Annotated in this window: 12 protein-coding genes, 1 tRNA gene and 1 pseudogene; 10 read left to right on the top strand and 4 right to left on the bottom strand. The window is 56.4% G+C overall.

Features of this window, described 5'->3' with window-relative positions:
- Nucleotides 1–155: 155 nt before the first annotated feature.
- Nucleotides 156–344 (top strand): hypothetical protein, encoded by a 189-nt coding sequence (locus PVA19_RS01770; RefSeq protein WP_274100970.1) that lies wholly within the window; start codon nt 156–158, stop codon nt 342–344.
- A 30-nt stretch (nt 345–374) separates the two neighbouring features.
- On the top strand, nt 375–533 hold the full coding sequence (locus PVA19_RS01765) for a hypothetical protein (protein WP_274100969.1): 159 nt from the start codon (nt 375–377) through the stop codon (nt 531–533).
- 19 nt (nt 534–552) lie between these two features.
- Here the strand turns inward: PVA19_RS01765 and yihA are convergent, their stop codons facing one another.
- From yihA to rpmH, 4 genes are read right to left on the bottom strand one after another with little or no spacing between them, the layout of a single operon-like run.
- The gene (yihA, locus tag PVA19_RS01760) at nt 553–1,200 is read right to left on the bottom strand and encodes a ribosome biogenesis GTP-binding protein YihA/YsxC (protein WP_274100968.1); all 648 of its coding nucleotides are present in this window, start codon (nt 1,198–1,200) and stop codon (nt 553–555) included.
- Entirely contained in the window at nt 1,197–3,011 is a 1,815-nt protein-coding gene (gene yidC / locus PVA19_RS01755; protein ID WP_274100967.1) for a membrane protein insertase YidC, read from the bottom strand. The genes yihA and yidC overlap by 4 nt, the downstream gene beginning before the upstream one ends.
- Nucleotides 3,011–3,394, bottom strand: coding sequence for a ribonuclease P protein component (gene rnpA, locus PVA19_RS01750; protein WP_062427079.1), 384 nt, complete (start codon nt 3,392–3,394; stop codon nt 3,011–3,013). Before rnpA ends, yidC begins: the two co-directional genes overlap by 1 nt.
- A 31-nt stretch (nt 3,395–3,425) precedes the next feature.
- Nucleotides 3,426–3,563: a 50S ribosomal protein L34 gene (rpmH, locus tag PVA19_RS01745; protein WP_010972613.1), complete on the bottom strand. Its 138-nt coding sequence runs from the start codon at nt 3,561–3,563 to the stop codon at nt 3,426–3,428.
- A gap of 366 nt (nt 3,564–3,929) precedes the next feature.
- Here rpmH and PVA19_RS01740 point away from each other — a divergent pair, with 366 nt between their 5' ends.
- The 8 genes and pseudogenes from PVA19_RS01740 to PVA19_RS01705 all read left to right on the top strand — a co-directional run bounded on the left by PVA19_RS01740 (nt 3,930) and on the right by PVA19_RS01705 (nt 13,989).
- Complete coding sequence (locus PVA19_RS01740) at nt 3,930–5,939, top strand: methyl-accepting chemotaxis protein (RefSeq protein ID WP_274100966.1); 2,010 nt, start codon at nt 3,930–3,932, stop codon at nt 5,937–5,939.
- 273 nt (nt 5,940–6,212) lie between these two features.
- On the top strand, nt 6,213–7,634 hold the full coding sequence (locus PVA19_RS01735; protein WP_274101085.1) for a sensor histidine kinase: 1,422 nt from the start codon (nt 6,213–6,215) through the stop codon (nt 7,632–7,634).
- Between the two features lie 217 nt (nt 7,635–7,851).
- A tRNA-Arg gene (locus PVA19_RS01730) sits at nt 7,852–7,928 on the top strand.
- 538 nt (nt 7,929–8,466) lie between these two features.
- Nucleotides 8,467–9,234, top strand: a pseudogene (locus tag PVA19_RS01725) (STM4504/CBY_0614 family protein); the annotation flags it as partial.
- Nucleotides 9,231–9,689 carry a hypothetical protein gene (locus tag PVA19_RS01720; protein ID WP_274100964.1) on the top strand — a complete coding sequence of 153 codons (459 nt, stop codon included), beginning with the start codon at nt 9,231–9,233 and terminating at the stop codon, nt 9,687–9,689. The pseudogene PVA19_RS01725 and the gene PVA19_RS01720, both read left to right, overlap by 4 nt.
- A gap of 349 nt (nt 9,690–10,038) precedes the next feature.
- On the top strand, nt 10,039–11,580 hold the full coding sequence (locus PVA19_RS01715; RefSeq protein WP_274100963.1) for a hypothetical protein: 1,542 nt from the start codon (nt 10,039–10,041) through the stop codon (nt 11,578–11,580).
- 41 nt (nt 11,581–11,621) lie between these two features.
- Nucleotides 11,622–12,401, top strand: a complete 780-nt coding sequence (locus PVA19_RS01710; RefSeq protein ID WP_062599229.1) for a class I SAM-dependent methyltransferase — start codon at nt 11,622–11,624, stop codon at nt 12,399–12,401.
- 256 nt (nt 12,402–12,657) lie between these two features.
- Nucleotides 12,658–13,989, top strand: a complete 1,332-nt coding sequence (locus PVA19_RS01705) for an alpha/beta hydrolase (RefSeq protein WP_274100962.1) — start codon at nt 12,658–12,660, stop codon at nt 13,987–13,989.
- Nucleotides 13,990–14,011 lie beyond the last annotated feature (22 nt).

Genomic DNA, 14,011 nt, shown 5'->3' with positions numbered 1-14,011 from the left:
ATTCGCAGAGGATGGCCCATGCGCTGCCTAATCGGATTGACACGCGGGCGCATTCGGACCAGCCTTGTTCGGGGAGTCTGCGTCCGGCCGTTCGAGGTTCGAATCGGCAGGCTGTCATGATGACAGTGGCGCGAAGCAGCGGAGTTTGAAGAAGAATGGCCTTGCCGGATAAGGATATGCGCGGCGGTTTGAAGGATCAGGTGCTTGCGGGCAAATATGTGCTCGGCGCGCTGCCGGAAGACGTGAAAGCCGAGCTTGCCGAAAGGGTTCGCAAAGATCAGCAATTCGCCACCATCGTGCGGCGCTGGGAAGACAATCTTGCCGAAACGGAAGTGCGCGAATAGCGCACCTTTGCATCCTATGTGGATGCCTCTATGGATCACGCGCTTCGCCGTTCGGACGACAAGCTTCATCGCAGCATCTATGGCCGCTTCGCCATCCTTACAGCTCTGTGGAACTCCACCCGCTTCTGGCGGATGACGACACTTGCGGCCGTTCTGTGGGCTGCAGTGCTGCTCTTCACCGCCGTTTGAGCATTTCGACCGTCAACCGTCAGGGCTGCGGATAACCAACCGTTTTCAGGATTTCTGCGCGCAGTTCATCTAGACCGGCCGATTTTTCAGATGACGTTGCCAGAACTTCCGGATAGGCCGCAGGGCGCTTTTTGATCTTCTCCAGCGTCTCGCTGACGAGGCGCGGAACGGCAGGTTCCTTGATCTTGTCCGTCTTCGTCAGAACGATCTGATAGGAGACGGCCGCCTTGTCGAGAAGGCTCAAGACGTCTTCGTCATTCTTTTTGATGCCGTGACGGGAATCGATCAGCACATAGACGCGCTTCAACGTTGCGCGGCCACGCAGATAGTCGAAGACGAGCTTCGTCCAGTTATCGACCTGATCCTTGGGCGCCTGTGCGTAGCCATAGCCCGGCATATCGACCAGTGCCATCGGTGGCAGATCGTCTCCGGCACCGGAATAGCCTTCCGGCACGAAATAGTTGAGTTCCTGCGTGCGGCCCGGGGTATTCGAGGTGCGCGCCAATCCTTTATGGCCGACGAGCGCATTGATCAACGAAGACTTGCCGACATTCGAACGCCCGGCAAAAGCGATTTCTGCCGGGCCCTCGGGAGGAAGGAACTTCATGGCCGGAACGCCGCGGATGAAAATCCACGGCCTTCCGAAGAGGGGCTTGTCAGCCGTCATTTGGATTGCACCGGCTTTCGCTTGAACACCCCTTTGAGGTTGTCGAAGAGCTCGATCTTGGCGCCGTGGCGCTTCATGATCACAGCCTGCTGCGAGATCGACAGGGTGTTGTTCCATGCCCAGTAGATCACCAGACCGGCCGGGAAAGACGCCAGCATGAAGGTGAAGATCAGCGGCATCCAGGTGAAGATCATCGCCTGGGTCGGATCGGGCGGCGTCGGGTTCATGCGCATCTGCAGGAACATGGTGATGCCCATGATGATAGGCCAGACGCCAATCATCAGGAAGTGCGGCACGTCATAGGGCAGAAGACCGAACAGATTGAAGAGCGAGGTCGGATCTGGCGCAGACAGATCGTGAATCCAGCCGAAGAAAGGCGCGTGACGCATTTCGATGGTGACGTAGATGACCTTGTAGAGCGCGAAGAAGACCGGGATCTGCAAAAGCATCGGCCAGCAGCCGGCAATCGGATTGATCTTTTCTTCCTTGTAGAGCTGCATCATCGCCTGCTGCATGCCCATCCGGTCGTCGCCGAACTTGGCCTTCAGCTCCTCGATCTTGGGCTGCATGCGCTTCATATTCGCCATGGAGGCATATTGCTTGCTGGCGAGCGGGAAGAACAGGAGCTTGACGACGATGGTGGTGAGCAGGATCGCCACGCCGAAATTGCCAAAGTAACGGAAGAAGAAATCCATCAGTTTGAACATCGGCTTGGTGATGAAGTAGAACCAGCCCCAGTCGATCAAGAGATCGAACTTCGGAATGGAATACTGCTTCTCGTACCGATCGACCAGCGGCACTTCTTTCGCACCGGCGAAGATCATGTTCTTCAGCTCGGTGGATGCGCCGGGCGCAATGGTCACGGCATCGCTGCGATAATCGGCCTGATAACGCGGCTGACCATCGGTAAAGTGCGAGTAGCGGGTCTCGACGGCCTTGTCCTGTGGCGGAACGATCGCTGCCGCCCAGTACTTGTCGGTGATGCCGAGCCAGCCGCCGGTTGCCTTCGGCAGGACATAGGGCTGTTCCTCGACCTTCTTGTAGGTCTCTTCCGTCAGGCTGCCATCAGCACCGGCAACGCCCAGGAAGCCTTCGTGGATCACGAAGACGGGCGGGGTGACAGGCTTGTTGTTACGCGTGATGCGGCCATAGGCCGAAAGCGTGATCGCGTCCTGACCGGGGTTCTCGATTTTGTCGGTGACGGTGACCATGTAGTGGTCGTCGATCGAGATGGTGCGGTTGAAGACCACGCCCTTGTCGTTGGTGTAGGAAAGCGTGACCGGCGTCGTCTCGGTCAGCTTTGCGCCGGCCGGTGCGGTCCAGACCGTGGTCGGGCCAGGCACGGAGCCAACGCCCTCGTTGCCGATATAGCCGAGTTCGGTGAAGTAACCGTCATGCGTCTCGGCAGGCGAGAGGAGCGTGATGATCGGGCTCGAGTCATCCACCGTCTCATGATAGTCCTTCAGACGAACGTCATCGAGACGCGCGCCCGTCAGGTTGATGGAGCCGGCAATGGCATTCGTGTCGATTTCGACACGCTGGGTCTTCGCCAGCGCCTCGGCGCGAGACAAGGTCCCTGCCTGCTGGCTGCCGGTGGCGGGCGTCGTCGCGTTCGGCGTCGTGGCCGGTGCGGACGAGCCGTCGGCGGGTGCCGTCGTGGTCTGCGTCTGTTGCGTCGCCTGCTGCGCCTGGCGTGCCTCTTCGGCGCGGCGCTGCTGCTCGATACGCGGGTTCATGTAGAGAAACTGCCAGGCAAGTACGATGACAACCGAAAGGGCGATCGCGATAAAGTAATTGCGGTTTTTTTCCATCATTCTTTCCTGGAGCGGGTCTCCCGGGAGCGTCCGTTTTTCGCGCGTCCCTCGATCCGCTCTATGAGCAAGTTTTCCAGTACGGCGAAGTCGGTATTCAATGCGTCCCTTCGGGCGACAATCACATAGTCATGCCCGGGTTTCATTGCAAACCCGGCAGAAAGCCTCACGGCTTCCCTGAGGCGGCGACGCATACGGTTGCGCTCCACCGCGTTTCCCTGGCGTTTCGTGACGGTAAAACCGACCCTGGGTTCGGTTTCAGGAGCCTGTCGATCCAGGACCTCCAGAAGAAAAGTGCTTCCGCGCCTTTTCTCGCCCGCCTGAACGGCAAGGAAATCCGGCCGGTTTTTCAACCGACCGGGCATTTTCTTCTTATCTGTCATCTGCCGCGACTTTCATCGGGCAACCACTTGATTAAGCGGACAGACGTGCGCGACCGCGAGCGCGGCGAGCTGCAAGAACCTTGCGGCCGCCAGCTGTGGCCATGCGGGCACGGAAACCATGACGGCGCTTGCGAACAAGCTTGGACGGTTGGAAAGTACGCTTCGACATTTATTTAATACCGCGGGGTGCGGCCCTTCTTGACTTTGCCTTTAAGGGCAAGAGCGTTTCGACTAATGCCCGGAAAGCCATCATAGACTGCACAAAATGCCCGGACGTGCGGGCTTATAAGGGCTTATGGCCCGCAAAGTCAATTGCAGAACCGCATCACGCACTCAACGCGCGCGAACCCTTCAAAGCCCGGCTTTTCCTGGAGGGATCTCTCTCATCTTTCCAAGACGGCTTTTTCAAAAGATTTTGCAATATAAGTAAAATCTGAAATTGTTTCTTAATTGACCTTCAATAACGTTGTCGTGACCAGACGGCTGGGAGCCTCGCTCTCCGGTCGTGGGGGATCTGGAATACGGGGAGTTCGCAGTGAAAATTCGAAGCAAGATCAATCTACTCGTTGGCTTTTTGAGCCTTGTGGCCTGTAGTATTGGTGGCCTTTCAATCTACGCCATCAACAAATATCAGGCACACACCGTCGCTCTCGATGCCGTTGCAGATCGTGCTCGTTACGGCGAAACTCTCAACAGGCTGGTGACCGCTGTCGTTATGGAAGCCCGTGGCGTGTACGCGGCAAAGGACATGGCGGCGGCGGGAAAGTTCGCCGAGGGCATCATCACCAACCTCGATGCCATGTCCGCACTTCTTAAGGAATGGAAGCCGCGGGTTCCGGCCCATCAGGCCGCTGCCTTCGATAACATCGAAAAGCGCTTTGCTGAGTTTCGCGCCTTCCGCACCGAGACCGCCCGCCTTGGCCGCGAAGTTGGCCCTCAGGAAGCGAGCGTCCAGGGCAACAACGAAGCCAACCGAGAAAACCGCAAGGCCTATCAGGGCGAAATCGACGCAGTTGTGAAGGGCGATCTTAAAGATCTCGATGCGATCAAGTCGGAGATCGACGCCTTCGGCCAGTTTATCTTCCTGGTCGTCGCCCTTGTCACCGTCACCGGTGTCGGAGCCGGAACCATCATCGGCCTTTATGTCGGCTCCAGGCAATTGAGTGCGCCGATCCTAAACGTCTCAGAAGTAATGAAGTCTGTCGCCGACGGCAACCTGGAGGCCACAATCCCCTATCTCGACCGTAAGGATGAGATCGGCGAGATGGCGGCCGCAGTCGAAATCTTCAAGCGTAATGGCCTGGAGGTGCGGCGTATGAATGCGCAGGAAGCCGCCATGCGTACCAAGAGCGACGATCTACAGGCGGGTATGGCGGATGTGGTGGGTGCAGCGGCACAAGGTGACTTCAGCCGCCGCATCACCAAGGATTATGGTGACGACAACCTCAACCGTTTTGCAAAGACCATCAACGATCTTCTCGGCAGCGTCGATAGCGGCGTCTCCGAGGCGGGTCGCGTTATGGCCGACCTCGCGCAGGGTGATCTGACGCGCGCCATGAACGGCAACTTCCAAGGCGTCTTCGCCGAGCTTCAGGCCAACATCAACGACACGATGGCCAAGTTGAAAGCGACAATGGCGGAAGTTCAAGAAAGCACAGAAGGCATCAATGGCAATGCCAATGAGTTGCGCTCAGCGGCTGACGATCTGTCGAAACGCACCGAGCAGCAGGCGGCAGCCCTGGAAGAGACTTCTGCGGCCCTTGATGAGATCACCGCCGTTGTGAAGAACTCCACCGCGCGCGCCCAGGAAGCAAGCGCAATGGTGTCGGAGACCAAGGAAAAGACGGCCCATTCCGCCAAAGTGGTTCGCGACGCGGTCACCGCTATGGGCCGGATCGAGCAGGCATCGCGCGAAATCAGCCAGATCATCAACGTCATCGATGAGATTGCATTCCAGACAAACCTCCTGGCTCTGAACGCAGGTGTCGAAGCCGCGCGTGCAGGTGAAGCAGGCAAGGGCTTCGCAGTCGTTGCACAGGAAGTGCGCGAACTCGCGCAGCGCTCCGCCAACGCCGCAAAGGATATCAAGGCGCTCATCACCAAGTCCGGAGAAGAGGTCGGCAGTGGCGTGACGCTCGTTCGCCAGACGGGTGCAGCACTCGAAGACATCGAGACGCGCATCCTAAGCATCAACGACCACATCCATTCCATCGCCACAGCGGCGCAGGAGCAGGCGACAGGTCTGCAGGAGGTCAACACGGCCATCAACCAGATGGATCAGGTGACCCAGCGGAATGCCGCCATGGTGGAGGAAACCTCTGCTGCAACTCATAAGCTCAGCGGCGAAGCGGCAACGCTGGTCTCGCTGGTCGGCCGCTTCCGCCTTGGGAACGAGGCTTCGCAGGCTCAAAGATTTGCGGCTCCAGCCCGACCGTCCTCTACGCCAGTGGGCTCTCCGGCGCGCAGAATGATGGGCACGGTGGCACGCGCTTTCAGCAGCTCCGCCGCAGTTGCACCGAGCAAGGACGAGTGGCAGGAGTTCTGATCACCGCTTCGTTTATGCCTAAGCCGAGCGCCGCCTTCAGGGCGGCGTTTTCCGTTTTGCCCATCGAATTGTGTATCCGCCTTGCATCCGTTTGAAATTTCGCTTCGAATCCTTATGATATCTCGAAATGACGCTGTTTGCCGAATTGGACGCCGCCAAGGCTTCTGACCGCTGGCCGGCAGACCAACAGGAAAAGCCCTGGTGTTTTCAGCACTCAGAAACCGGATGAATGGCGAGCGGGAGGATGAGGCCACGAGCCGCCCCTTGCGCGAGATGCCTGGCCTGACCCAAGGGCTGTCCGGACGCCTGCTTCTGTTGACGATCATTTTCGTCATGATCGCCGAAATTCTGATCTTCGTGCCCTCCGTCGCCAATATGCGCCTTGCCTGGCTGCGCGACAGGTTGAACACCGCCGCTGCTGCGGGCGTGGTGATCGACGGTCTTCAGACAGAACTTCCCCGCAGCGTGCAGAACGATACGCTGCTTGCGACCGGCGCAAAGCTCATTGCACTGAAGAAGGATGGCACGTCCACGCTTCTCGCCGCCACCGAGGTGCCGCCGAGTGTCGACGATCAATACGACCTGTCGGACGTCTCGCAACTGCAAGCGGTGCGCGATGCCTTCTCGGTCCTGCTCTTCGGCCAGAACCGCGTCATCCGTGTCTTCGATGTGATCGGCGACAGCAACATGATCATCGAAATCGTGATGAGCGAGAACAAGCTGCGCGCCGCGATGATCGCCTATGCCCGCAACGTGTTGATGATTTCGGTGGCGCTGTCGCTGATCACCGCAAGCCTGATCTTCGTCTCCATCAACCGCATCCTGATCCGCCCGATCCGGCGCCTGACTGTTGGCATGCAGACCTTCTCGGAGCGACCGGACGATCCTGCGAGCCTATTCAAGCCGGAAGAGGGGACCGATGAGTTGGCGGTTGCCGGACGCCATCTTGCCGATATGCAGGTGCAATTGCAAAAGACGCTGCGACAGCAGAAGAACCTCGCCGATCTGGGGCTGGCCGTCTCCAAGATCAACCATGACATGCGCAACATTCTGGCGTCCGCCCAACTCATGTCGGACAGGCTGGTCGATGTGGAAGATCCGATGGTGCGCAGCTTCGCGCCAAAGCTTCTGAGAACCATCGATCGCGCCGTCGGTTACACAAGCGAAGTGCTTGCCTATGGCCAGGCAACCGAAGGCGCGCCAAGACGCCGCATGATCGAGCTTGGCGAAGTGGTCCAGGATGTAAAGGACATCCTCGCCATCGAACCGGAGAGCGGGATTGAGTTCGTCGATAGCATCCCGGATAGCCTGACGATCGATGCCGATAGCGAGCAACTGTTCCGGGTTCTCTACAATCTCTGTAAAAACAGCGTGCAGGCGCTGCAGCAGGCAAGCGGGTCCGATTACCCCACGAAGCGCCTGACAATCGCCGCCCAGCGCAACGACGATATCGTCAGCATCGTCATCGACGATAACGGCCCCGGCATGCCGCAGAAGGCGCGCGAAAACCTGTTCTCCGCCTTCCGTGGCTCCGCACGCTCCGGCGGAACCGGCCTCGGCCTCGCCATCGCCCGCGAGCTTGTGCTGTCCCACCGAGGAACGATTGCCCTTGTCGAAAAGGCCGATCGTGGCACCCAATTCCGCATCGAGATTCCTGACCGCCCACAGCCCGGATCGACGGCCGCCACGACCTAGTTTTTTGCCGTTCGTGGTTCCTCTCGAAGGCGCCAAGACGCCATCCCTTTTTTATCGCGAATTTGAAGCCGAAATCGGTATTGTCGAAAAACCCTTTATTTTCAAAGAACTGTAAAATTCATTGCAGGAAAATGACGATTTAAAAACAAAATCGCTTGCATTCGAAGGTAGGACGTTTTAGAGGATCGCCACGCCAGCAGAACAGCTTCTGCGGCACGCACCCGTAGCTCAGCTGGATAGAGCACCAGACTACGAATCTGGGGGTCAGGAGTTCGAATCTCTTCGGGTGCGCCATTTTTTACCCCTGTTACAGTGCGTTAGTATCTTGTGGATTTTTCTGTTCGTGATGGTGAGCAGGAAATGTGATAGCCTTGTAATGACAGTCCCTTTGAGCGTGGCAGATCCTTTAGTCCGCTTGAATGGCCGAGCGAAGTTCTTAAGAATCTCCTGTCGCTATGAACGATAGGTTCTCTGGCTCGTGGGGACCCCGAGGGTAGCCGGTAGCAGTGTGAACCGGATGACTGGTCCGGTAGTCTATTACACTCAAGATTTTCTCAGAAAAGTTCCTGATTTTCGGGAGATGGTAGAGATGCCGTCTTACGCTTGAATTTAAGTGAGCTAATATATCCTCTGCGATTCTATGTCGGCGGATGGCTATGGCGGTATTTGATCTTTATTCGAAGCGTCAAAAGCGAATTAGGGGCGAAGTGCCGGACGTCTACGCCTATGATGAGCTCCCTAAAACCTTAAGAGTTCAGATTGAGTACCTAATAAAGCAGGGTCTCAATCCACGTGGCGATCTAGTGGCGATCTATATGCAGGCCGTACACATAATACATTTTCGTTAATTGTGAATACTTTACGCAAGGAGTATGGAGTTCACCGGCTGGCTGGAAATGAATATAGGGAAATTGATCCCGATAAAGAGCTGTTTCAATTTTTTGAAATTGAAGAAAATATCGAGCGCTGCCTCGATGTTGTTGAAATTTCAATCCGAGCTGTTGATAAACTTACTCGTTCTTTCGATTATTGTAGCTATCGACGCTATGATGAAAATGCCGACGACGTAATTGAGGAGTTGAATGCTCGGTTCAAAGAAAACGGGGTCGGCTACCAGTTCGTGGACGGAGAAATCATCCGCATAGATTCGGAACTCGTCCACAAAGAAGCAGTTAAGCCAGCAATCCGGCTCCTGAATACAAAGGACTATGCAGGACCCCACGAGGAGTTCCTGTCAGCCTACGAGCACTACAGGCACGGTAACAACAAGGAAGCCCTGAACGATTGCCTAAAGGCGTTTGAATCGACCCTAAAGGCCATCTGCGTCAAAAGGGGCTGGACATATAAGGCGACCGACACAGCCAAGGCATTGATTGACGTATGCCTGTCCAACGGTCTTATTCCCCCATTCTGGCAACAGCAGATGACGTCACTGAGAAGCCTTCTCGAAAGCAGCATTCCGACTGGGCGGAACAAGCTGAGCGGTCATGGGCAAGGTGCCGTTCCCCAAGAAGTTCCCGACTACCTCACGGCTTACATGCTCCATATGACGGCCTCCACACTTGTCTTCCTGACGACGGCAGAGAAGGAACTGAAGTGACTGAGAATGATAAACAACGTCAGTTGGCCGTGACGATTGCAAAGCAGGTTAGTCAATCCGAAGGGGATGAGATAAGGGAATGGGCAGCAAAGCTCTTAGAAATAAGAGGGGAACCAATCCCTGCTCCGGTGAAGGCCAAGAAGGCCCTGATCTTGACGGCGAAAAGCAAGGTAGTGTTGCCTGCCCTAAAGATAATAGCCAAGCAATCAAAGAAATATGGTTGGGATAATCGCTCTGTTGCACAGCGACTAGGGATGGGTGCAGCAGCAGTGGGGATCACCTTATTTGGTGGCGCCAACGCAGGAATAGCAGCCCTCGGAGGAGCCATAAGGGTTCCACTATGGATGGTTCTTGGGGGAGGGGCGATGTTTGCGAAGTACCTCATCGATGAAATCACCCAGAAAGATACCTCTGGCGCGACATACAAAGTCATTGATGCCGAGGAAGAAGACTGATCGATCGGACTTGTTAGCCTTTTCAAAAACTGTTCCCCCGCTTTTCCCACCGCCCATGTGGTTAGTCTGAGGCAAGCTTTTGGCACTACGACCATTAGATAGTCTAATGATGGGACATCGAATGCTTAACGTATCAGAGAAAACAGCTCCCATTTCCATTGATGCTGATCAATTGCTGTCGCGAACGTTCACGTTCAAAGTCGAGCCTCAAAATGGCATCATCAGTGAAGATTTTGTATTTCATAAAAACGGATTTCTGATTGGTTACAGTCATGCCAATGAGGCGCATTGGGAAATAGACGGAAGTTTCCTCAACCTGTTCGATCAGGACGGGAGGATCACCTGCCAGATGTCTCTTTTGTCGGGGCCGGGTGAGGCGATACGTCTGGGTGGGTACTTCCATAACCCAGCGCTGGGATATGTAGAGACGGCCAATTTCCACGTACTGGAAGAGAACTCTTCCGATAGTCATACCAAAATCCAGAGCTTCGATCTTTTCGACACGCTGGTCGCCAGGCGCTGTTCCGATCCGCTTGAGATTTTCCGCATCGTCGAGCGCAAGTCTGCCGTTGCCGGCTTTGCCGACATGCGCCACAGGACGGAGATGAGCATCTTCGGGCGTCGGACCTATGGCATCGACGATATCTACCTGATCATGATCTCTGAAGGGTTCATCAGCGAAAAGCAGGCGGCCGTTCTGAAGTGGATGGAGTTGGAGGAGGAGTGGGAGCATCTCTTCCCCATCGGCGACGTCGTCGCCCGCGTCGCTGAGAACGACATCGTCATCTCCGACATGTACCTGCCACGACCCTTTATCGAGCGCGTGCTGCGTGAAAAATGCGGCTTGGAGAACAAGCTCTATCTGAGCAACTACGGCAAGCATCATCGCTTGATCTGGCCGGAAATCCTCGGCCAGCACAATCTGCGCACCCATTTCGGGGACAATATCCAGGCCGATATCATCAGCCCGTCGTCCTTCGGCATAGACGTGATGCTCGTCAACATTTCCAAATGGGACCCGAGCGAGCAAATTCTGCATGCGATTGGACTCAGTGACTATGCGCACGCTGTCCGTGAGACGCGTCTTCGCTCGTTCCACAGAAACATCAATATCCGCCATGCACAGCGGGCTCAGGCCTCGATCAACATCCCGTTGATGATCCTCGCCTCCTTCTGGATCAAGGCCTGCGCCGAAGAACGGGGTGTCGACAAGATATTGATGGCGGCGCGCGACTGTAATCTGTGGCAGGAGATGCTCGCATCTCGCCATTTTGCCCGCGCGAATATGCCGCCCTCGGAATATATCCGCATCTCGCGAGCGGTGTGCTACACGGAATCTCCCGAATACGAGGCCTATCTGCAAAACAAGCTGGGTCTTCGCAACCTTCTCGTCGATTTTGTCGGCACGGGAAGATCGCTGGGAACGATCATCGATCGGATGGACCGTCGCGCCACCATAACGCCTTGCATCCTTCTGGGGGAACCGCGCAGCGCCGAAATCGTGGAGACCCTGCCTGAGACGTTCATCCTTCGGGACTTCGGCAGCCATCGTGTGTTCTTCGAGGCGTTGAATGCGTCGCTGGACGGATCCACCGTTTTCACGATCTCAGACAATTATCGTCTGACGATCCTGTTGCAGGAAAACGAGTTCAGCGACGTCGTCAAAACGATGATCGTCGAGATGAGGAATACCTTCCAGCATTTCATGCACAATCTTGATCGGATCAATCCGCCTCAGAATGTGCCGTCGCTCGAGGTCTTGCGGCAAGCCGGCGCGGCGATCGTTGACCTTCTACCCGGCTGGAGCCCGAAACTTGCTGCTCTGGCAGCGGAGCAGAAGACCAATCTGATGCAGGGCAACGCCTTTAAAGCAGCTTACGCCGCGCGTTAACGCCCGTTTTCCGTTCACTGTTCGAACATGTAGGATCATACATGCCATTCAAGACGATCTACAATCTTTTGCCGGAAGCGATGCGCGAGAAGGTGTCGTGGGAGAGCAACAAGGTACCGCCATTTCCCAGCATCGATAACACTGTCTCAGGTCAGGTTTGGGCAACCATTCCCGGTGGGCACAAATGGCTGGGTTACTTTCAGGTTTATGACCGCGAGTTCGGACGCTATCACGGCAAGAGCCCGCGCGTTCTGGAAATCGGCGTCTATCGCGGAGCCTCGCTTCAACTCTGGCGCCGCTTCTTTGGCGACGGAGCAACCATCGTCGGTATCGACATCGATGAAAGCTGCACTGCTTTTAATGCTCCTGAACACGATATCCACGTGGAAATCGGCGATCAGAGCGACCCGGCCTTCCTGCAATCCGTTGTTGATAAATATGGCCCATTCGACATCATCATCGATGATGGCAGCCATGTTGCATCTCACCAGATCGCCTCGTTTAATGGTCTGTTTGACAAGGGTCTGAAGGAGACAGGCATTTATTTCGTTGAAGATCTGGAGTGCATGTATTGGGGGCACACAGATGCCTTCAGGGATGCGTCCGTCACGACTGTGGAATTCTTCAAGATGTTGATCGATATCCAGAACAGCATTTTCGAAGACTACACCTACAACGACTTTTCGGTCCAAATTCCAGGGTCCAGAACTCAATATGAGGTCATCGCGCTGGCAAAGTCGATTGCGTCGATCAAATTCGGGCGTGGATTGCTGCTGGTCGAGAAAGCGCCACAAATTCCGCCATTGACGCTGCATCTTTGAGTTCCGCCGCGCAAGCGCTCCAGATGAAATGCAGGCGCTTGCGACAAGACCCGTGGAGGCGTTGATGTCTCGACGGCTTTTGACGTGCTCTATCGTTAGAGGCGTGAGGGCCACACCAACTCCTAAAAGCAAGCTCTGATAACATCAGTATGACTGGTCTATCGGCGGTCCTTCTGTAATAACCGCTGGGGTTGATCGCCGGGGCGCATCTCGCATCTGTTGGGAAAATAGCCTCGCCCTATCCTGGAGTATCGGAATGGCCGCAAGGCTTGTTGCTTTGGTCATCTTGTTGGCCTTTCTCGCCAGCTGCGGCGGGCGTCCGGTCGGGGTGATGACGCCAACGGGGCAGGTGGTGCAGGGCACGACGCCGGTCAGCCTGCTGGTGGCGACGACACGCGCACCAGCAGAGGACAAGGCGGTGCTGTTCGGGGGCGAGCGCGGCACGGGCCTCAAGGTGGATGCCGTGACGGTCTCCATTCCTCCGGGTGCCAACCGCAAGGTTGGCCAGGTGCAGTGGCCGAAGAAGCTTCCGCCGGATCCGTTGAAGGACTTCACCACGATTTCGGTGGAGCCCGTCACCTCGGCGGCGGATACCCGCAGTTGGATCAAGCGCCATAGCCCGAAGGACCGGCGTGTTTTGGTCTTCGTCCATGGCTTCAACAATCGCTACGAAGAATCGGTCTACCGTTTCGCCCAGATCGTCCATGACTCCGGAACGGACGTCGTTCCGGTCGTCTTCACCTGGCCCTCGCGCGCCAGCATCTTCGATTACAATTACGACAAGGAAAGCACCAACTACTCGCGCGATGCGCTGGAGGAGATGCTGACGCGGCTTGCCAAGGATAGCTCGGTCAGTGACATCACCGTCATGGCCCACTCCATGGGCACATGGCTTGCAGTGGAAGCACTGCGCCAGATGGCAATCCGCAACGGCCATGTTCTGCCGAAGATCAACAACGTCATCCTGGCGGCACCCGATCTCGACGTGGATGTCTTCGGCCGTCAATATGCGAGCCTTGGCAAGGACAAGCCGAAATTCACCCTCTTCGTCTCGCAGGACGACCGGGCACTCAGCCTATCGCGGCGCATTTCCGGCAATGTCGACCGCCTCGGTCAGATCGATCCTGCGGCGGAACCCTATCGCAGCGAGTTGGAAAAGGCCGGCATCACGGTTCTTGATCTGACCAAGCTGCAATCGGGCGACCGCCTCAACCACGGCAAGTTTGCAGAAAGCCCAGAAGTCGTGAAGCTGATCGGCGATCGGTTGATCGCAGGCCAGACGGTGACCGACTCCGATGTCGGTCTTGGCGAAGCCATTGGCGCAGTCGGCATCGGTGCGGCACAGACGGTCGGCACGGCGGCGAGCGTCGCAATCAGTGCGCCAATTGCCGTCTTCGATCCGCGCACCCGCGAGAATTACGGGCGGCAGGTGGAGCGTCTTGGTCGTTCGGTCGAAAACACCGTTGGCTCGGTGGGCGATACGGCAACCAGCGTTGTCGATCCGCAACTCCTCGATAGCGGAAATCGAAGCCAGACGGATTGCTCGCTGCGCGCCAATCGCAACAGCGCGGCCTGCCGCAGTCGCTGATCTGCCAATATACAAACAGTAT

It is taken from the genome of Agrobacterium sp. CNPSo 3708, assembly GCF_028674915.1.
In the GTDB taxonomy this organism is placed as follows: Bacteria; Pseudomonadota; Alphaproteobacteria; order Rhizobiales; family Rhizobiaceae; genus Agrobacterium; species Agrobacterium cavarae.
This window is presented reverse-complemented; position numbering and strand designations above follow the sequence as displayed.

Coding starts and splice junctions, on each gene's coding strand:
- PVA19_RS01770 (WP_274100970.1), top strand. CDS start 156: ATGGCCTTGCCGGATAAGGATATGCGCGGCGGTTTGAAGGATCAGGTG.
- PVA19_RS01765 (WP_274100969.1), top strand. CDS start 375: ATGGATCACGCGCTTCGCCGTTCGGACGACAAGCTTCATCGCAGCATC.
- yihA (WP_274100968.1), bottom strand. CDS start 1,200: ATGACGGCTGACAAGCCCCTCTTCGGAAGGCCGTGGATTTTCATCCGC.
- yidC (WP_274100967.1), bottom strand. CDS start 3,011: ATGGAAAAAAACCGCAATTACTTTATCGCGATCGCCCTTTCGGTTGTC.
- rnpA (WP_062427079.1), bottom strand. CDS start 3,394: ATGACAGATAAGAAGAAAATGCCCGGTCGGTTGAAAAACCGGCCGGAT.
- rpmH (WP_010972613.1), bottom strand. CDS start 3,563: ATGTCGAAGCGTACTTTCCAACCGTCCAAGCTTGTTCGCAAGCGCCGT.
- PVA19_RS01735 (WP_274101085.1), top strand. CDS start 6,213: ATGCCTGGCCTGACCCAAGGGCTGTCCGGACGCCTGCTTCTGTTGACG.
- PVA19_RS01715 (WP_274100963.1), top strand. CDS start 10,039: ATGTCTCTTTTGTCGGGGCCGGGTGAGGCGATACGTCTGGGTGGGTAC.
- PVA19_RS01710 (WP_062599229.1), top strand. CDS start 11,622: ATGCCATTCAAGACGATCTACAATCTTTTGCCGGAAGCGATGCGCGAG.
- PVA19_RS01705 (WP_274100962.1), top strand. CDS start 12,658: ATGGCCGCAAGGCTTGTTGCTTTGGTCATCTTGTTGGCCTTTCTCGCC.